We start from the raw sequence: 18,502 nt of genomic DNA, 5'->3' as shown, positions 1-18,502 counted from the left end.
ACCGGAGTGACGGCTCGGCGGGTCAGTTCAGGGTCATGACGGGCTCGCCGTTGGCGTTGAGCCCGGTGCCGTGGGTGCAGGTGCCGGACCTCGGTGTGCCCCCGTTGTAGGCCTGGCGCAGGCAGTTGCGCAGGGCGAGCTGTCCCCAGTAGTTGGGGTGCAGGCTCTCCTGGATGTAGTAGTTGCCGCTCGCGGTGGACACGGTGCGGATCTGGTTGACCCACTCGGTCTTGTCGACCGCACCGGAGGCCCGCCAGCTCGAGAGCCCCTTCTCCTCGAGCAGGCCCACGGTGTTCTCGCACAGACGGCGGCCGGCGAATGCGCCGGTGACGTCGACCTTCTTGATGTTGGTCAGCCCGGAGTCGGTCGCCGCCCCCGCGATCGCGTTGTTGATCGTCGGCAGGATGGTGTTGTACGCGTAGTCGGCATCCGCGTTCCAGAAGCCGCAGCCGCCGGTGTTCTGACGGGTGTAGCCGGACTCGCTGTAGCGGTAGACCGAGGAGGTGGCCAGCGGCGAGGGCACGTTCTGGACGATCAGGGTCCAGGCGCCGTCGGCGTAGCCCGCGTTGCGCATGGCGGTGCGTACGTTCTGGAAGGCGGTGGCGATCCTTGCGCGCACCGCGGCGACGTTGCTTGCCGCCATGGCGTTGGTGACGACCGCGTCGTCCTTGCAGTAGTCCTTGAACCAGGAGGGCGAGGCCAGGAAGTCCTGGACGCACTGGGTGACGATGGCGGCGAAGTTGAAGTCGTTGCCGCCGATGCCGATCGTCACCGCCTTGACGTTGTGGCTCGCCGCGAAGCTCTGCAGCATGAGGGCCTGGCCCTGGTTGCCGCCGCTGGAGTAGAAGTCGATGCCGGGCTTGAAGTAGCCCTCGCTGGTCGTGGTCGTGGCGACCTTCGCGCCCGAGCAGGCCAGGTTGAGCCCGTTCACGCCACCGCCGACGTACGCCTCGGCGGCCGTGCTGCGGTGGCAGCGGTTGATCGTCTCGGCGGTGTGGGTGGCGTTGTCGAAGTACGTCGCGCTGCCGCCCGCGTCGATCAGCGACTCGCCGGAGTTGCTGTTGCCGGCCCAGCGCCCGGCCTCGCCGGAGACGTAGCTGTCACCGACGGTGACGATCCACGGCGTGCCGCTGCCGGGGCCGTCGGCGTGTGCGGGTGAGGCCAGGATCGTCGTTGCTGAGAGCAGGGACGCGGGTAGGAGAAGGGCTGCGGCGACCTGGGCGACACGGGTGGTGAGACGTGGCACGGAAACCTCCGGGTGGTCTGGGACGGCTTCCGCGACGCGGAGCCGCCTCAGGCTAGTGACGTACGTCACTCCCGGGGAACTACTGCTGGGTAATAACCTTCGCCTCGACGGTTAATTTTCGGGTCGGGTGCCGAGGACGTGGAGGGTGGAGCCCTCGCGGCCCTTGGTGACCGCCAGCTGGGTGGGGATGCGCTCGCGCATCTCGGTGACGTGGCTGACCACGCCGATGATCCGGCCGCCCTCGCGGAGCGTGTCGAGGACGTCGAGCACGTCGTCGAGGGTGTCCGCGTCGAGGGAGCCGAAACCCTCGTCGACGAAGAGGGTGTCGAGCATCTGGCCGCCGGCCTCGTTCATGATCACGTCGGCCAGGCCGAGCGCCAGGGCGAGGGAGACCACGAAGGTCTCGCCGCCCGAGAGGGTGGCGGGGTCCCGCGACTCGCCCGACCAGTCGTCGCGGACCATCAGCGCGAGTCCCCCGCGACGGTCACCGGCGCCCTTGGCCGCGGAGTGCTCCAGGGCGTAGCGCTGGTCGCTCATCTTCGCCAGCCGTTCGTTGGCGGCGGCGACGACCTGAGTGAGGCGGTAGGCGACGACGTAGGCCGACAGGCTCATCTGGAGCTGGTTGTCGCTGCTCTTCCCCTCGGCGAAGGCGGCGATCCGGGCTGCGACCTCGAGGTCGTCGCGTACGGGCGCCCAGGTCGAGAGCGCGCGGGTCAGATCGCGCTGCAGCGAGTCGAGACGCGCGGCTCGGTTGGCGGCGGTGTCGGCCGCCGAGCGGGCGGCGTCGGCGGCGTCGGCGGCCTTGCGGTGGGCGTCGGAGAGCGCCCGCAGGTCGGGCTCGTCCGTGGCCAGGATCTCGGCGGCGCCGGGCGAGTCGAGGGTCGCGCGGGCGGCCGCAAGGCTGTCGGCGTACGTCTTGATCTGGCTGTTCAACGCCGCGACCCGTTCGGGCGGGAGTGCGGCGGCGAGGGCGCTCTCCGGGCTGTCGAAGCCCGCCCGGTCGGCGGTGGCGGTGAGCGTGCGCTCGGCCCCGGCGAGCGCCTCGGCGGCGCGCGTGGCCGCCTCGAGCCGCTCGAGGGCGGTGGCTGCCGACCGGTGGTCGCGGTCGAGCGCGGTGAGCAGGGCGTCGACATCGGGGTGCTCGTCGCGGACGTCGCTCAGCTGCTCCTCGAGACGCTCGCGCTCCTCGGTGAGGTGACGCAGCGTGGTCTCCAGCTCGGCAGCGCGCGTCTCGAGCTCGGCACGGAGCGCGACCGAGCGCTCCCGCGCCTGCTCGGCGGACGTGAGCTTGGCGCGGAGGTCGGCCTCCCGGGCAGCCGTACGCTCCAGCCCGGCGAGGCGCTCGGCCAGCGACTCGACAGGCTCATCGGTCTCACCGGCGGCCTCCTGGGCGAGCTGTAGACGCGTGCTGAGGTCGCGCACGTGCTGGTCGCGGGCGTGCTCCTCGGCGCTGGCGTTGTCGTAGACCGTCTGGGCGGCCTTCTCCGCCGCAGCGTCCGGCGCTCCCTCGGCAGGAGAGGCCTTGTGCGGGTGCTCGTGGGAGCCGCACACCGGGCAGTCCGCGCCGACGGCGAGGGCGCCGGCGAGCTCGGCCGCGATGCCGTCGAGCCGTGCCTGGCGTACGTCGAGATAGTGGGTGCGCGCCTCCATGGCGGCCGTCCTGGCCGACTCGTGCCGGGCTCGGGCATCGGCGAGCTCCCGGGTCAGCCGGCCGACCTCGGTCACGGCCGCGACCTGAGCGCGGAGCACCGGGATCTCCGCGGCCGCCTCGGTGGCCGCCACCAGTTCGGCAGCGAGGGCCTCGGTCTGCTGCGGGAGCTGCTCGGTGAGCCGTGCCTGCTCCTGCGTCTGGGCGACCACGCGGTCGCGTTGTGCGCCGGTCGTCGCGAGCTCACGGACGACCTCGCTGAGCCGGCGCTGGACCGGCACGAGGGCGCGGGCCTGGGCCAGGCGCGCCGCGATCCGGTCGACGGCTGCCTTGGCCTCGGTCAGGGTCAGGTCGCTCGGCGCCAGGGCGACCGCCCGGGCGTGCTCGCGGCGCGCCTGCTCGGCGAGGTCGCTGACCCCGGCGACGGCCTCGGCGCGCTGCGCGGCCTCGACGCGGCGTAGGCGCTCGGCCTGCTCCTCGGCCGTCGCGACGAGACGGCTCTCGGCCGCGGCGGCGGCGCGGAGGCCACGCTGCTTCTCGGCCATCGCGCGGGCGGCGTCGAGGGCGGCCAGGGTCTCCGACTCCGCGGCCAGGGCCTCCATCGCGGCGCCGGAGGTGACGGCCTGCGCCTCGGTGGCCTCCTCGGTGAGGGTGCGGGCCCAGGTGGCGATCGCGCCGTCGCCGGCGGGCAGGCCGAGGTCGTGGACGTCCCAGTCATCGGGGAGCGTCACGGCAGCCGTCTCGCTGATCCTGCTGACCACCTCGGCGACGCCGGCGTTGAGCTCTTCGGAACGACGGCGGAGCTCGACACGGCGCTCACGGAGCCACCGCTCCACGTCGGCGAACCGCTCGGTGCGGAAGAGCCGCTCCAGCAGCCGCTTGCGCTCCTCGGCGCTGGAGCGGAGGAAGGCCTGGAAGCGGCCCTGGGGGAGCATCGCGACCTGCACGAACTGGGTCAGTGTCATGCCGAGGAGGTCGGAGACCAGGTGGCCGGCCTCGTCGAGGCGGTTGGTGAGCGTGCGCCACTCCTCGCCGACCAGCTCCATCAGCACGACGGACGCCTGCTGGGTCGTGGTGCCGGAGCCGCGTCGCTTGGGGCGCTCCCACGACGGTGAGCGGGTGATCCGGAAGCGCCGCTGGGCGAGCGTCGCGTCGAGGACGACCCGCGTGGCGACCTCGGCCGGGGCCCGGTCGCTGCGCAGTCGCTTCGCGACCGAACGGTCGCCGGGAACGTCGCCGTAGAGCGCGAAGCAGACCGCGTCGAGGACGCTCGTCTTGCCCGCGCCGGTGGCGCCCGAGAGCAGGAAGAGCCCCGCCTCGGAGAGCTGGTCGAAGTCGACGGTCACCGTGCCCGTGAACGGGCCGAACGCGGTGACCTCGAGGTGGTGGAGGCGCATCAGAAGAGCACCTCGAGCCACTCCTCTTCCTCGGCCGCACCGGCGCGTGAGTCGAGGGAGTCGACCTCGGGGTCCTCGCAGCAGGCGTCGACGGCGGTCTGCAGCAGCGCGAGCTCGGCCTTGGCCGCGGGCTCGCCGCGCAGCTCGGTCACGAACTCGGTGACCAGGTCGATGTCACGCCGCGGCCGGGCCGGGTCGGGCTGGGACAGCGCGCCCAGGACCGGCGCGGTGGACTCGAAGCCCAGCACGAGGGTGTGCGGGAAGCGCCTCCGCAGCCGTTCCATCGCCTGGGCCGGGCGGATCCGGTCGGTCAGGGTGATCTGCAGCCACGACTGCTCGTGGGCCTCGTGGCGCGGGTCGCTCAGCAGCTCCTCGAGGGTGCCGCGCAGCCGGGCCAGCGCGCGCGGGACCGGCGCCTCCACGAACTCGCTGGCGACGAACCCGGACTCGTCGAGGTCGATGAGCCAGGAGCCCTTGAGGTGGTTGGCCTCGGAGAAGGAGTAGGCCAGCGGCGAGCCGCTGTAGCGCACCGTCTCGGTGATCGTGTGGCGGCCGTGGAGGTGGCCGAGGGCGGCGTAGGAGATGTCCTCGAAGAGGCTGGCCGGCACCATCGAGACACCACCGACGGAGATGTCGCGCTCGGAGTCGGAGGGCTCGGCCCCGGTGACGAAGGCATGCGCCATCACCACGTTGCGGGCACCCCGCCGGTCGACGTCCGCACGCACCCGGCGCATCGCCTCGCCCAGCGCCGCCTGGTGGGAGCGCGACTCCAGGCCCCAGGACGCCTTGGCGGCGTCGGGGTCGAGATAGGGGAGGCCGTAGAAGGCGACCTCGCCGTGCTCGTCGGGGAGGATCACCGGGCGGCCGACGCCGGCCAGGTCGGTGCGGATGAAGATGCCGGCGGCGTCGATCAGCTCGGAGCCGAAGCCCAGCCGCTGGGCGGAGTCGTGGTTGCCGCTGGTGATGACCACCTTCGCCCGCGAGGCGGCCAGGCGCGCAAGAGCCTCCGAGGCCAGCCGCACGGCATCGACCTGCGGAAGCGCGCGGTCGTACACATCACCGGAGACGCACACCACGTCGACCTCTGCCTGCTCCACCACGGAGAGGAGATGGTCGACGTACGCCGCCTGGTGCCCGAGCATGCCCTCCCGGTGGAAGGACCGGCCCAGGTGCCAGTCGGAGGTGTGCAGGATCCGCATGAAACGAAAACTATCGGTGAGCACGGACACTCTTGCCGCCGACTCACCGCGACGCCTCGGCTACGCGGGATAGGTCACCTTCACCGCGAGCTGACGCTGCAGGTTGTCGGCGGCATCGGACACCCGGCGGCGTACGCCCGGGTCGAGATCCAGCTCGATGACGGCCCTCGCGGCCGCGAGGGTCTCCTCGGTCACCGACCCGCTCGGGAAGAACGCCTCGGCGGCCTCGGCCAGGCTCCAGCCCGAGCGCTTCTCGGCGGTGGCGGGAAGCTCGGCGAAGTAGCGCTCGAGATAGCCCGCGGTGAGCTCGGCCGGACCGGTCCAGAACGCCCGCCCGGCGGCCAGGATGTCGTAGTTGGGCAGGTCGGTCTCACCGGTGAACACCGACCAGCCGTACGCCTTCGCCTCCGCGTCGGGGATGCTGACCAGGGCGCCGTTGAGGTGGATGCGGGCGTCGTTGGCCGGCTCGGCGTCATAGGCCGCCCGCAGCTCCTCACGAGACGCGAAGCCGTTCTCGGCGAGCTTGGCGAGGATGCGCCAGCGCAGGTCGAGGTCGGTCTCGATGCCGGCCGGGGGAGCGGCCAGCCACTCGCGCAGCAGCGTCTCGGAGGTCGCCGAGCGGATCGCCGCACGGAAGGCCGACAGCTGCAGCTCCGACCCGGGGGCGACCTCCTCGAGCTTGCGGAGAGCGGCCTGGTGGAGCCGCTCGCGAGCCCCGGCGGGCGCCAGCGGCACCACCGAGCCGAAGAGCCACGGCATGGTGCGCCGCGGGCTGTCCTCGACGTCCTCGATCGGCAGCGACGCCTCGGCGATGTCGATGACGTCGGCCGGGTCGACCGCGGCGTTGAACCAGGCGCTGCGCAGGTTGTTCCACACGCCCGCGCGCAGGCCGCCGTCGGTGACGCCCGGCAGTGCCGCCTTGAGCGCCTGGACCGTCTCCCAGTCGGGGATCGCCGCGGCCCAGGTGTCGTCGTACGGGTCGAGCACGACCGCGTTGGCGGCGACCTTCAGCGGCGTCTGGTCGCCGGCCACGGTGATCTCCTCGGTGGTCCACCGGGTCCCGTTGAGGATCGCCGCGCGGAACGTGTGGGGGCGGTCGGCGGGGTGCAGCGACGGCGCGGTGCGGTTGACGACCATCTTCGCCGGGTCCCAGGAGAGGGTGTCGGGGCCGGCGGTGAGCAGCCACTGGGAGGTGAAGGTGTCGAGGTCGAAGTCGACGCCCGCCTCGTCCGCGGCCGAGGCCCAGGACGCGAACAGGTCGTGCATCGTCGCGTTGCCGAACCGGTGCCGGGTGAAGTGGTCGATCGCGCCGGCGAAGAAGACGTCGTCGCCCAGCGAGGCGGCGAGCTGGCGCAGGATCGCGGAGCCCTTGGAGTAGGAGATGCCGTCGAAGTTCTGCAGCGCGGAGACCGCGTCCTCGGCGCCGTTGCCGGCGACCGAGTGGGTCGAGCCACGCTGGTCGGCGGTGAGCCCCCACTGGCGGCGGGCGTAGGACATGTCGGCCCAGGCGTCGTCGTACTGGGTCACGTCGGCGGTGACCCGGTTGCCCATGTATTCGGCGAACGACTCGTTGAGCCACAGGTCGTCCCACCACTGCGGGGTGACCAGGTCGCCGAACCACTGGTGGGCCATCTCGTGGGCGACGGTGGTGGCGCGCTGGATCCGCATGCCACGGGTCACCCGCGAGGTGAACACCAGCGGATCCCGGAAGGTCACGCAGCCCGGGTTCTCCATCGCGCCGGCGTTGAACTCCGGCACGAAGGCCTGGTGGTAGTTGCCGAACGGGTAGCGGATGCCGAAGAGCCGGTGGAACTCGTCGAAGCACTGCTTGGTGAGGGTGAAGAGCTCCTCGGCGTCCTTGTCGAGGTCGGCGGAGATGCTCTGCCGCGAGCTCAGCGACAGCGGGATCCCGTCGTGCTCGTCGTGGATCATGTGCCACGGTCCGGCGACGAGCGTGACGAAGTAGGTCGAGAGCGGCTGGCTCCGCTCGAACTCCCACTCGCCCGGCGAGGTCTGGCTGCCGGGCGCATTGCCGATCACCGTCCAGTCGCGCGGCGCGGTGACGTGGAAGGTGTAGGGCGCCTTCAGGTCGGGCTGGTCGAAGCAGGCGAAGATCGTCGGGGCGGCGTCCATGAAGCACATCCCGTAGACGTAGGCCCGCCCGTCGGCCGGGTCGACGCTGCGGTGCAGCCCCTCGCCGTCGTTGCGGAACGGCATCGTGGCCTCGACGACGAGCTCGTTGGTGCCTTCCACCGTGGTGATCGGGAGGCGCCCCTTGGCGAGCGTGGCCGGGTCCACCGGGCTGCCGTTGAGGCTGATCCGAGCCACCGAGACCGGCTTCAGGTCGACGAACGTCGACCCGCCCTTCGAGGTGAACCGGATCGTCGTCACCGAGTGGAAGGTCTCCTCGCTGGAGGCCAGGTCGAGACGTACGTCGTAGTCCTCGATCTTCAGCAGTCCGGCACGGGCGATGGCCTCGTCACGGCGTAGGGGCAGGCTCTGGGTGGTCACGTCGCACAGGCTAACGGGCGAGTGGCACTCTTACCCCATGACTTCTGATGCGGCAGACCAGCGCTCGGTATCTCTGGAGAAGATCGGCGAGCACCGCTTCCGTGCCACCAACGAGCGAGGTGGCACCGTGGTGATCGGCCACGGGGACGACCCCGACTTCACCCCGGTCGAGCTGCTCCTCGCCGCCCTGGCCGGCTGCAGCGCCCTGGACGTCGACTTCATCACCGGAAAGCGGTCGCCGATGGAGACCTTCGAGGCCCTCGCCGCGGCCACCAAGATCCGCGACGAGCAGGGCAACCGCCTGGTCGACATCTCGGTCACCTTCGACATCACCTTCCCCGAGGGTGAGGCCGGCGACGCTGCCCGCACCGTCCTCCCGGACGCGATCAAGAAGTCCGAGACCCGGCTGTGCACCGTCGGCCGCACCGTCGCGGTCGGCACCCCCGTCACCTACGGCGAGGGCGCCCTGTCCTAGCACTCGGCGTTCAGGGGAGCAGGAGGGCGGAGTCGCCGAACTCGTGCCACAGGTAGCCCTCGGCGACCGCGGCGTCGTAGGCCGCCTGGGTGAGCTCGGGACCCGCCACCGCCTCGACGAGCAGCAGGTGGCTGGCCTGCGGGTCGTGCCAGCCGGTGATCAGCCCGTTGACGACGTACGGCGGGTTGGCGGGCGTGATCACCCGGTCGGTCCAACCGCTGGCTGCTCTCACCGCACCGGTCGCCGGGACAACCGCCGACTCCAGCGCCCGGGTGACGGTGGTGCCGGCCGCGACGATGCGGCCACCGGCGTACCTGGTCTGCTCCACCAGCCTGGCCGTGGTCTCGGAGACCTCGAACCACTCCGCGCCGGGGGCCTCGCCGGCCTCCTGGGAGGAGACGCCGGTGTGCAGGGTGACCGGTGCGATCTGGATGCCGTGCGTGACCAGCTCGGTGACCAGGGGATGGGTGAACGGTCGCGCGGCTGAGGGCATCTCGGCGCTCCCGGGGCGGTGCCCGAAGACCGTCTGGTAGGCGTCGAGCGGGTAGCGCCGGTCGAGATAGCCGTACGCGATCGGCCGGCCGGCCCGCGCCAGCTCGGCGGTCACGTCGCCGGTGACCTCCGCGCGCCACAGCCGGTTTCCCTTGCCCGTGGGGGAGGAGGGGCGGCCGTCGGGGTACGGCTCGAGCAGCGTGACCCGGAGCCCCGCGGTCACGACCACGTCGCCCTCGGCCGCGTCGAGCACGGACCGGGCGGCGTCCGGCGCCGAGCGGATCTCCACCGCCCAGCCGGTGTCGAGGCGCTGGGCGAGGTGGAGCACGACCCGGCCACGACCGACCGTGTCGGCATCGAGCTGACGCGCCTCGGTGATCGAGTCGTTGACCACGACCAGGTCGCCGAGGGAGAGGTGGTCGGCAAGATTGCGGAACCGCGCATGTCGTACGCCGCCCGGAGTCGCCACGAGCAGGCGCACGCCGTCGCGCTCCAGGCCGCGCCACTCCGCGGGCGCGGGAGCGGTCGTGTCGTCGGGTGCGGGGAAGGTGGTCGTGGGCCGTTCGGCGAGCATCGTCATCGGCTTGCTCCTGCGGGTGCGAGGTCGGTGGCGCGGTAGCGCCCTGAGGGCTGCGTGCTCGTGAGCAGTGCGAGCAGGTGCGGAACGACCGATTCCGGGAGCGGGCGGTCGGAGATGTCCTCGCTGGGGAAGGCGGCCTGGTGCATCGCGGTGCGCATGTCGCCGGGGTCGACGGCATAGGCGCGGACCCCGTTCTCCTCACCGAGGGTGAGGAGAACGTGGTCGAGGGCGGCCTTGCTGGCTGCGTACGTGCCCCAGGTCGGGTAGTGCTCGACGGCCGCGTCGCTGGAGATGCCGACGAGGGTGCCTCGGGAGGCGATCAGGTAGGGGAGGAGCCGCTGGGTGAGCGCCAGCGGAGCGAGCAGGTTCGTCTCGAGCACGCGGGAGAAGAGGCTCTCGGGGACCTCGGCCAGGGGAAGCATCGGGCCGAGCTCGCTGGCGTTGTGCACGAGCAGGTCCAGGCGCCCGTGCCGCGCGACGGCGGCGGCGATGGCGTCCTGGTGGTCCCGGTCGCGTACGTCGCCGGCCAGCGTCGTCACCCGAGCGCTGTCCGGCAGGGCGGCGTGGAGGCGGTCGGCGTGGCGGGCGTCGGTGACGACGCTCCACCCTGATTCGAGGAGCGCCGTGGCCAGGGCGAGGCCCAGGCCGGCGGAGCCGCCGGTGATGACGGCAACGTGGTTGTGTGATCGGTTCATGCCGCTAGGATTCAACCTAAAGTGAACTTGAGATCAAGGGCTGCGACAGAAAAGAGTGAGATGAACACCCACGACCAGCTCACGATGGGCGAGGTGACCCGCCGCAGCGGCTACGCGGCCTCCGCGGTCCGCTACTACGAGAGCCAGGGCCTGATCCAGGCCGAGCGATCGGCCGGGGGACAGCGTACGTTCGAGCGCAGCGTCCTGCGCCGCCTCGCCTTCATCCGGGCGGCCGCCAACGTCGGGCTCTCCCTGGACGAGATCAAGGCCGAGCTCGACTGCCTGCCAGGGGACCGGACCCCGACCAAGGCCGACTGGGCCCGGATGTCGAAGCACTGGCGCCGCCGCCTCGAGGAGCAGATCCACGCCCTGGAGCGTCTTCGCGACAACCTCGACTCCTGCATCGGCTGCGGCTGTCTCTCGCTCCAGCGCTGCCGCATCTCCAATCCCGGCGACGCCGCTGCCGCCCAGAGCGCCGGCGCCGCGTACCTCCCCAAGGTCCTGCGCCGCGACCCTCCCCGCCGCCGCGCCTGATCCCGCCGAATCAGCCGAACCGGCGAGCCGAGAATGCAGTTGTGGGCGACGAAACAACAGTTTCGTCGCCCACAACCACCGATTCGGCGCGAGGGTGATCAGCCGACGGTGATCGTCTCGAACTCGACGGGAGTCTTGGGAGCACCGGTGCCGTCGCCGCCGGCCTCGGCCACGCCTGCCTTGCCGACCTCCTGGAGAGTCTTGATGCCGGCCTCGTCGAGGGTGCCGAAGACGGTGTAGGCGGGCGGGAGCTGGGTGTCGCCGAAGACCATGAAGAACTGGCTGCCGCCGGAGTCGGGCTGACCGGTGTTGGCCATGGCGAGCGTGCCGGCCGGGAAGGTGTCACTGGGCTTGAACTCGTCGGGGATGGTGTAGCCCGGGCCGCCGGTGCCCTGGCCGGTCGGGTCGCCGCACTGCAGCAGCTCGAAGCCCGGGTTGGCGCCGAGGCGGTGGCAGCTGGTGCCGTCGTAGTAGTCCTGCGAGGCCAGCGAGAGGAACGAGTTGACGGTGCACGGCGCCTTGTCGGCGTCGAGGGTCACCGCGAGCGGCCCGACGGAGGTGTTGATGGTGGCGGCGACCTTGCCGGTGTACTGCGCGGTCTTCTCCGGCGCGCCCACCTCCTTCGAGGCGCCCATCGGGTCCTCGGCGTAGTCGCAGCTGGTGGAGCCGGCCTTCACGATCGACTTCCAGTCGCTCGACTCGCTCGACTTCGGGCCCTTGCTCTCCTGAGCCTCACCCGAGTCCCCGGAACCGCTGGAGGAGCCACAGGCGGAGAGCGTCAGAAGCAGGGCAGCGGCGGCAGCGGCCGGGAGCATACGAGTCAGCATGCCCAGATGCTAGGGGAGCCGTCCGAATCCACTCGCGACCGACCCCTGCGGCACCGGTGCCACCGACATCCGTCACCAGCATCGGTGCCGCGCACTATCGCACATCCTGGTTGCGTGCCGCGATACTGCACCAGCCTCACCGCACCCCGAAACGCCACGACAGGGGAGGGCTCGGCTAGCCTCCAGCCGTGCCACTGCTCTCGCTGCGCTTCGAGCTCGACGATCTGACCCGTCCCGAGGTGATCCGGATCCTCGAGGAGCATCTCGAGGACATGTACGCGGTGACGCCGGCCGAGTCGGTGCACGCGCTCGACCTCGAGGCGCTGAAGGTGCCCGAGATCGCGTTCTGGTCGGCTTGGGAGGACACGGAGCTCGTCGGCTGCGGTGCGCTGAAGTCGCTCGGCGAGGGCGACTACGAGCTCAAGTCGATGCGCACGACGGCCGCCGCCCGTGGCCGCGGCATCGCGACCGCGATGCTTCGCCACCTGATCGAGCAGGCCAGGTCACAGGGCGGTCGCCGGGTGCTCCTGGAGACCGGGACGGAGGCCTTCTACGAGCCCGCCCGACGGCTCTACGCGGGAAACGGCTTCACCGAGCGCCCACCCTTCGGCAGCTACGTGCTCGACCCCAACTCGGTCTTCTTCGAGCTCTCGCTGTAGTCCTCGACCGACGGAGTGCTCCGTCGGAACAGCAGGTCGTCGAGAGCGAGCTTGGTGCGGCGTACGAGGATCAGGTAGACGGCGATCGCCAGCCAGCCCAGGTCGCGGAAGGTGTCGGCGAGGTAGCTGGGGTCGGCCGAGGCGCCTCCACCGCCGAAGCAGCCGCAGTCGATGTTGAGCCCGCGCGCCCAGGCCGAGGTGATCCCGAGGAGGAACGAGCACAGGCCGAGCGCCGTCGCCACCGCCGCCGTCCGGGTGAACAGGCCGAGGATGAGCAGCACGCCGAGCACGATCTCGGCGATCGGCATCGCGATGGCGTACGCAGGCGCCAGCTGCCACGGCAGCAGCTGGTAACCACGCACCGCCTGCTCGGTGATGGTCGGCTCGGGCAGCTTGGCGAGCCCGGCGGCGAGGAACACGAAGCCGAGGTAGAGGCGGCCGGCGAGGCCGATCCAGCCCAGGCTGTGCTCGTTGAGAATGGCTGCGCGGGTCCTCATGAGAGCACCACCCACGACGTGCGCAGGACTCCGAAGACGACGAACGCGGCCACGACCGCGTAGCCGGTCCACAGCAGCGGCGCGGGCGAGACCTCGTCCCGGATCTCGCGCCGCACGAACCACACCCCGAGCGCCAGGACGGCCACGGAGAGCGCGACCAGCCCGGCGACGTACCACACCTCGTTCACGCGGCCAGCGTGCCACAGTCCGGGGCCGAAACCACCGCCTGGACGCCCGCCTTCAGCGCATCTTCAGGCTGCGGGCCGCCTTCTCAGGAACGGGGCTCGCCGATCACAGGTCGGTGAAGTCGGCGTAGAGACACGCGTGGTCGGAGGCCGCGTGCTGCTCGGCGGTCAACGTGGGGAAGAGGTCCCACGGGTCCTTGGTGCGCGGCCCGTGCCAGACGCCCTTGCGGAAGACGCCTCCGCCGGTCTGCTTGGCGCGCAACGCGGGGGAGAGGAGCAGGTAGTCGATCTTGTCGTCCTCGTTGCCGGAACCGTACGTTCCGCGGCGGTGGTTCCAGTCCCAGTGCTCGTGCTCGCTGGCGTCGACGAGGCCGTCGACGGAGAGGAGGGGCTTCAGCGACTCGCTGGCGGGGGAGTCGTTGAGGTCGCCGGCGATGCAGATGTGCTCGATGCCCTCCTCGAGCAGCCCGCGGTAGATCTCCGCGACCCGTGCCGCCTGCCGTCCGCGCCGCTTGGCGCCCTGGGGATCACCCTTCTCCGAGTAGCCCTTGGACTTGAAGTGGTTGGCCAGCACCACGATCCGCGCCCCGCTGGGCGCCTCGAGGTGGTACTCGCAGCAGTCGCGGGAGAAGATCACGCCCTCCTCGTCGCGGTCGAAGATGTGCGTGCGGAGCTGGACGAGGCGGTAGCCGTCGCCGACCATCACGCCGACGTCGATGCCGCGCTCGTCGTTGCCCTCGACGACCATCACCTGCTCGTACGCCTCGGCGCCGACCTCCGGCAGCAGCGTCTCGGAGAACATGTGCAGCCCCGGCCGGTCGTCGGCCTCGACGACCACCGCGACCTCGGCACGCAGCTCGGCGAAGACGCGCGCGATGTTCTCGGTGGCGACCTCGTCGACGGCGGTCGTCTTGAGCTCGACGAAGCCGACCCAGTCGTTGCGCCCCTTCGCGACCAGCTGCACGTCGCCCGACCGCGGCCGCTTCAGCAGCGCGCCCCGCAGCTTCCGCAGCCGCGCGAACTCGCCCTCGTCGCTCCTGAGCAGGCCGAGCTTCGCGAGGTTGTCCAGGATTTCCTGCTCGTCGCCCGCATAGCTGGGCTGGGCGAGGAGGGTGGAGACGCGGGAGTGAGCGGTCAGGACCGTCCGCCGCGTCTTGGCGTCGGCCGCGTCGGTGTCCATCGCCTTCGGCCGGGCGAAGAGGTTCTCGACATTGAAGGATGCGAGCCGCATACCTCCAGGCTAGGACACCCGACCGGTCAGCGGGTCGCGATCGGTGAGGCAGTAGACCTGCCCGTACGGAGCACGCATGACCGTCCACCACTCGAAGACCCCGACGGTCTCGGCGCCGAGCGCCTCGTGACGGCAGGTCTCGGAGGCGCGGTGGGCGACCGCGACGTCCGGGTGTGCCCGCACCTCGCCGTCCTCGTCCTCGAGCCGCTGCAGCAGGATCCGGAGGCCGCCGTGAGCGTCGGGGTCGGCGAGGCGTACGAACTCAGGGGTCTTGGCCGGCTCCGCCGTCCGTCCGGTGACCGCGGCCCAGAAGGCGACCTCCTCGTCCCAGCGACCGCGGGGGATGTCGATGCAGATCTGGTCGACCACCCGCTCGGGCTCCGAGCGCGCGAAGCGGGGCGCGGAGCTGTCGCCGAGGGTGTGGCAGAAGGGCAGCCCACCGGGGGAGCGCATGACCGGCACCTCGTCGTACGTCCATGCCGGGTGCGCGCCGAAAGACGTCGACCGCTCGACGGCGGCCTCGCGATCGGCCGCGTCAAGATCGATGTGGACCCGCGGCTCGCCGTCCTCGAGGGCCTGGAGCTTCAGCCAGGCATCACCCGTCTGCGGCACCAGGGTGACGAACTGCTTGTCCTCGCCCCGCGGCGGCGAGATCGCCCAGCCGGTCGCGGCCGACCAGAACGCGACCGCCTCCTCCCAACGCGGGCGCGGCACGTCGAGGAAGAGATGGAACCAGGCAGGTACGCCAGCGGTGCTCATGTCTGTCGACCCTACGCGTGCGACGAGGCCCGCGCAGGCGCACGAGGAGACTCGCGGGGACTGAATGAGACACGCCGGGGCGCACCGCGAGTGCGGCGCGCCCCGGCGTGTCGAGAGTCGGGGATCAGCCCTGCTGGGAGATCCCGAACTGTACGTTGCCGGAGGCATCCATCCCGGCGTCGAGGACCTTGTCGTCGAGCTCGGCGGCGGCGCCCTGGTCGAGGAAGACGCGTGCGCCCTCCTGCTCGATGACCTGGTCCTGGGCCTCGGCCTCGGGGACCAGTGCGGCGCTCAACGCACCGTCCGGTTCTGCGTTGGAGGCGAGGCGAAGGCCGGCGCCCTGGGACTGCTCGGAGATCGAGCGGACGATCGTGGTGGCGTTCTCGGTCAGCTGAAGCATGTCGAGATCTTCCATGGTTGGGTACGGAGTACCCGCTCCACCATTCCTCACCGATCGGCCTCGTTCAAGCCCGCGGGGCCGCGGGTCGCCCGGGATCAGGTGTCCCAGCCCTCCGGGCGAAGGCTCTTCGGGAGCTTTGAGACCACCGCGGCGTACGACTCGTCGACCGCCTCCAGGATCTCCTCGTCCGGGATCTCACCGCCCCAGGACAGGTCGTTCCACCCCGACCGCCCGATGTAGCCGGTGACCGTCACGTCGCCGGGATAGCGCAGCAGCCACTCGTCGGCGACCTCGCGCGACGGACCGCACTTGAGCCCGACCTTCGAGGCCCCGAGGAACGCGAAGATCTTGCCGCGCTCACCCAGCCCGACCTTGATCACCGGATGCTCGTGATCCCACGGGTTGTCGGGCCAGGCGCCGGGCTTGGCGAGGCAGTAGGCCTGCAGCGAGGTCACGTCCATGGCGCCCATCCTGCCACCGCCAGCGCGTCGTCGTGGGTCGCGATTTCCGGTGGGTCAAATGCGAGACGGCAGGCCTAGAATGTTGGCCGAGGACAGTCGTTCTTCCTTTGGCATGGGGCTGAGGAGGTGAAATACAAATGTCGTCTGAAAACCTGTCCATTCAGGAACACCCCGACATCGCGGCACTTCGGGACCGGTTCGATCTGACCGGATCCTCCGCCACCGCTCAGGTGGTCGATGGTGTCACGATGCTGGCCGGCCTCTATCTGGCCGTATCGCCGTGGATCGTGGGCTTCAACACCACGGCATCGCCACTGATGATGAGCAACCTGATCATCGGTCTCACGGTTGCACTGCTGGCGCTCGGGTTCGCGTCGGCGTTCGGCCGCACACACGGTCTGGCCTGGACCGTTCCGCTCATGGGGGCATGGGCGATCGTCTCGCCGTGGCTCATGAACGGCGTCGACACGACCGGGGGGATGATCGCCTCCAACGTCATCGTTGGGGCCGTCATCATGCTGTGCGGGCTCGGCTCGTCCGGGTTCGGCACGTTCTTCAATCCGCGTAGGTAGCGCTCGCGGAATCGTCCCGAATCGACCGGCCGAGCGAGGAGCGCTCGGCCGGCCTCAGGTGGATTCGGGCGACCGGGTTCAGCCGAGGTCCGCGCCGTAGACCTTCGTCACGGCGATCGTGATGAGCACCCGGCGGTCCTTGACCATCACCTCTCGGTACTCGTCCCAGTCGGGATGCTCGCCGGCACCGCGCCGGTAGTAGTCGACGAGCGCGTCGACCTCCGGTCCGTCGGGAGCGGTGCCCGGTCCGGTCAGCGTGACCGTGCCTTCGGCCGTGGCCCAGGAGCGCCCGCCGGGACCGTCGACCTCGATCGCCGCCCGCGGGTCGCGGCGGAGGTTCTTCGTCTTCACCAGCCCCTCGCGGGTCGAGATCAGGATCTCGCCGCGCTCACGGTCGTAGTACTGCCACACCGGCGAGAGCTGTGGGAGCCCGTTCGCCTTGATCGTGGCAAGGATCCCGTGGCGGGTCGTGGCGAGCAGCTCATGCGGGTCGAACGTCATGGTGAAGCGCCTCCTTTGGCGGGCGTTGCCCAGATGGTCGTTGCCTTCTAGAAGGCACCGGCACGCGACTTCCTTCCCGCCTTCCTAATTCGGAGGTGCGCCCCGCGCGGGTCGGCTAGGTTGCCGAGCACCCCGCACCGAAGGAGACCCCACATGCGTGCATTGATCGGCCGGATTCTGGTGGCGATGGGGCTGGTGTCCCTGCTCCTCGTCACACCCGCCAACCCCGCGACCGCCGCCGAGGACGACATCCTCGACCGCCTCCTCGCCATCGAGGGCGTCAGCCTGATCCAGGAGAAGCCGGTCACCGGCTACCGCTACTTCGTCCTGAGCTTCACCCAGCCGGTCGACCACCGGCGTCCCGACGGCGACACCTTCCAGCAGCGCTTCACCGTGCTCCACAAGGACACCGCCCGCCCGACCGTGTTCCACACCAGTGGCTACAACGTCTCGACCAACCCGGGCCGCAGCGAGCCGACCCGGATCGTGGACGGCAACCAGGTCTCGATGGAGTACCGCTTCTTCACCCCCTCGCGTCCCGACCCCGCCGACTGGGACGACCTCGACATCTGGCAGGCGGCCAGCGACCAGCACGCCATCTTCAAGGCGCTGAAGCCGATCTACTCCGCGAACTGGCTCGCCACCGGCGGCTCCAAGGGCGGCATGACGGCCACCTACTTCGAGCGGTTCTACCCCCGCGACATGGACGGCATCGTCGCCTACGTCGCGCCGAACGACGTGGTCAACCGTGAAGACTCCGCCTACGACGAGTTCTTCGCCACCGTCGGCACCGAGGACTGCCGCGACCGGCTCAACGGTGTGCAGCGCGAGGCGCTCGTCCGACGCGAGGCGCTGAAGGCGAAGTACGCCGACCTGGCGGCAGCCGAGGGCTACACCTTCGACACCGTGGGCAGCCTGGACGCTGCGTACGAGATGGTGGTGCTCGACTACGTGTGGGCCTTCTGGCAGTACGCCGGCACCTCCCAGTGCTCGAACATCCCCGCCGACGCGGCGACCGCCACCGACCAGGCGATCTGGGACTCGATCGACTACTACTCGGGCTTCAGCTTCTACACCGACCAGGGCCTGAGCCCCTACACGCCCTACTACTACCAGGCCGGCACCGAGCTGGGCGCGCCGACGATCGGCTTCCCGCACATCGAGGACGAGCTGATCCGCTACGGCTACCAGCCGCCGCGCAGCTTCGTCCCGCGCGACATCGACATGCGGTTCGACCCCTCCGCCATGCGTGACGTCGACTCGTGGGTGCGCAAGCACGCCCACCAGATGCTCTTCGTCTACGGCGAGGCCGACCCGTGGGGCGCCGAGCGCTTCCGCCCGGGATTCTTCGCTACCGACTCCTACGTCTTCACCGCCCCGGGCATGAACCACGGTGCCAACGTCGCCGGTCTGGTCGCCGACGAGCGTGAGCTCGCCACCGCCCGGATCCTGGAGTGGGCCGGCGTCGCGACCGCCGCGGTCGAGGCCGACGCGACGAAGGCGAAGCCGCTGGCGGCGTACGACGCGAAGCTCGACAAGCGCGACCTGCGTGAGGAGCGGCGGATGCGTCCGTGAGTTGCCACCGAGTCGAGGAAAGGGTCTTGTCTTAGAGCGCGCTCGAAGCTCTAGCGTC

At 70.7% G+C, this 18,502-nt stretch carries 19 protein-coding genes; 5 read left to right on the top strand and 14 right to left on the bottom strand.

The window, feature by feature from the left end:
• Positions 1-22: 22 nt before the first annotated feature.
• The 4 genes from HD557_RS13140 to pepN all read right to left on the bottom strand — a co-directional run bounded on the left by HD557_RS13140 (position 23) and on the right by pepN (position 8,001).
• On the bottom strand, positions 23-1,246 hold the full coding sequence (locus HD557_RS13140) for a hypothetical protein (protein ID WP_196874185.1): 1,224 nt from the start codon (positions 1,244-1,246) through the stop codon (positions 23-25).
• Positions 1,247-1,357: 111 nt separating this feature from the next.
• Positions 1,358-4,291 carry an AAA family ATPase gene (locus HD557_RS13135; protein ID WP_196874184.1) on the bottom strand — a complete coding sequence of 978 codons (2,934 nt, stop codon included), beginning with the start codon at positions 4,289-4,291 and terminating at the stop codon, positions 1,358-1,360.
• Entirely contained in the window at positions 4,291-5,490 is a 1,200-nt protein-coding gene (locus HD557_RS13130) for an exonuclease SbcCD subunit D (RefSeq protein ID WP_196874183.1), read from the bottom strand. The genes HD557_RS13135 and HD557_RS13130 overlap by 1 nt, the downstream gene beginning before the upstream one ends.
• Before the next feature lie 60 nt (positions 5,491-5,550).
• Positions 5,551-8,001 carry an aminopeptidase N gene (gene pepN, locus HD557_RS13125; RefSeq protein ID WP_196874182.1) on the bottom strand — a complete coding sequence of 817 codons (2,451 nt, stop codon included), beginning with the start codon at positions 7,999-8,001 and terminating at the stop codon, positions 5,551-5,553.
• Between the two features lie 37 nt (positions 8,002-8,038).
• Between pepN and HD557_RS13120 the strand changes: the two genes are divergently transcribed.
• On the top strand, positions 8,039-8,476 hold the full coding sequence (locus HD557_RS13120; protein ID WP_008359574.1) for an OsmC family protein: 438 nt from the start codon (positions 8,039-8,041) through the stop codon (positions 8,474-8,476).
• 10 nt (positions 8,477-8,486) lie between these two features.
• On the opposite strand, the gene HD557_RS13115 is transcribed toward HD557_RS13120, so the two are convergent.
• On the bottom strand, positions 8,487-9,548 hold the full coding sequence (locus HD557_RS13115) for an S-adenosylmethionine:tRNA ribosyltransferase-isomerase (protein WP_196874181.1): 1,062 nt from the start codon (positions 9,546-9,548) through the stop codon (positions 8,487-8,489).
• Entirely contained in the window at positions 9,545-10,243 is a 699-nt protein-coding gene (locus tag HD557_RS13110) for an SDR family NAD(P)-dependent oxidoreductase (RefSeq protein ID WP_196874180.1), read from the bottom strand. The genes HD557_RS13115 and HD557_RS13110 overlap by 4 nt, the downstream gene beginning before the upstream one ends.
• A 60-nt stretch (positions 10,244-10,303) precedes the next feature.
• Here HD557_RS13110 and soxR point away from each other — a divergent pair, with 60 nt between their 5' ends.
• Positions 10,304-10,777, top strand: coding sequence for a redox-sensitive transcriptional activator SoxR (gene soxR / locus HD557_RS13105; RefSeq protein WP_008359578.1), 474 nt, complete (start codon positions 10,304-10,306; stop codon positions 10,775-10,777).
• 98 nt (positions 10,778-10,875) lie between these two features.
• Here soxR and HD557_RS13100 read toward each other — a convergent pair whose 3' ends face one another.
• Positions 10,876-11,604, bottom strand: coding sequence for a peptidylprolyl isomerase (locus HD557_RS13100; RefSeq protein ID WP_196874179.1), 729 nt, complete (start codon positions 11,602-11,604; stop codon positions 10,876-10,878).
• Positions 11,605-11,792: 188 nt separating this feature from the next.
• Between HD557_RS13100 and HD557_RS13095 the strand changes: the two genes are divergently transcribed.
• On the top strand, positions 11,793-12,263 hold the full coding sequence (locus HD557_RS13095; RefSeq protein ID WP_196874178.1) for a GNAT family N-acetyltransferase: 471 nt from the start codon (positions 11,793-11,795) through the stop codon (positions 12,261-12,263).
• Here the strand turns inward: HD557_RS13095 and HD557_RS13090 are convergent.
• From HD557_RS13090 to HD557_RS13065, 6 genes are all read right to left on the bottom strand, one after another.
• Entirely contained in the window at positions 12,218-12,760 is a 543-nt protein-coding gene (locus HD557_RS13090) for a MauE/DoxX family redox-associated membrane protein (protein ID WP_196874177.1), read from the bottom strand. The genes HD557_RS13095 and HD557_RS13090 overlap by 46 nt on opposite strands.
• Positions 12,757-12,948 (bottom strand): hypothetical protein, encoded by a 192-nt coding sequence (locus HD557_RS13085; RefSeq protein WP_196874176.1) that lies wholly within the window; start codon positions 12,946-12,948, stop codon positions 12,757-12,759. Before HD557_RS13085 ends, HD557_RS13090 begins: the two co-directional genes overlap by 4 nt.
• 103 nt (positions 12,949-13,051) lie before the next feature.
• Entirely contained in the window at positions 13,052-14,176 is a 1,125-nt protein-coding gene (locus HD557_RS13080) for an endonuclease/exonuclease/phosphatase family protein (protein ID WP_196874175.1), read from the bottom strand.
• Positions 14,177-14,185: 9 nt separating this feature from the next.
• On the bottom strand, positions 14,186-14,935 hold the full coding sequence (locus tag HD557_RS13075) for a VOC family protein (RefSeq protein WP_196874174.1): 750 nt from the start codon (positions 14,933-14,935) through the stop codon (positions 14,186-14,188).
• Positions 14,936-15,059: 124 nt separating this feature from the next.
• The gene (locus tag HD557_RS13070; RefSeq protein ID WP_040755562.1) at positions 15,060-15,335 is read right to left on the bottom strand and encodes a hypothetical protein; all 276 of its coding nucleotides are present in this window, start codon (positions 15,333-15,335) and stop codon (positions 15,060-15,062) included.
• Positions 15,336-15,430: 95 nt separating this feature from the next.
• On the bottom strand, positions 15,431-15,796 hold the full coding sequence (locus HD557_RS13065; RefSeq protein ID WP_196874173.1) for an MmcQ/YjbR family DNA-binding protein: 366 nt from the start codon (positions 15,794-15,796) through the stop codon (positions 15,431-15,433).
• A 137-nt stretch (positions 15,797-15,933) separates the two neighbouring features.
• Here HD557_RS13065 and HD557_RS13060 point away from each other — a divergent pair, with 137 nt between their 5' ends.
• Positions 15,934-16,368, top strand: a complete 435-nt coding sequence (locus tag HD557_RS13060) for an SPW repeat protein (RefSeq protein WP_008359591.1) — start codon at positions 15,934-15,936, stop codon at positions 16,366-16,368.
• Positions 16,369-16,446: 78 nt separating this feature from the next.
• Here HD557_RS13060 and HD557_RS13055 read toward each other — a convergent pair whose 3' ends face one another.
• Positions 16,447-16,869: a PPOX class F420-dependent oxidoreductase gene (locus tag HD557_RS13055; RefSeq protein ID WP_196874172.1), complete on the bottom strand. Its 423-nt coding sequence runs from the start codon at positions 16,867-16,869 to the stop codon at positions 16,447-16,449.
• A gap of 153 nt (positions 16,870-17,022) precedes the next feature.
• On the opposite strand from HD557_RS13055, the gene HD557_RS13050 reads away from it, so the two are divergent.
• On the top strand, positions 17,023-18,444 hold the full coding sequence (locus HD557_RS13050) for a S28 family serine protease (RefSeq protein ID WP_196874171.1): 1,422 nt from the start codon (positions 17,023-17,025) through the stop codon (positions 18,442-18,444).
• Positions 18,445-18,502: the final 58 nt, after the last annotated feature.

The sequence above is a fragment of the Nocardioides luteus genome, assembly GCF_015752315.1.
GTDB lineage: Bacteria > Actinomycetota > Actinomycetes > Propionibacteriales > Nocardioidaceae > Nocardioides.
This window is presented reverse-complemented; position numbering and strand designations above follow the sequence as displayed.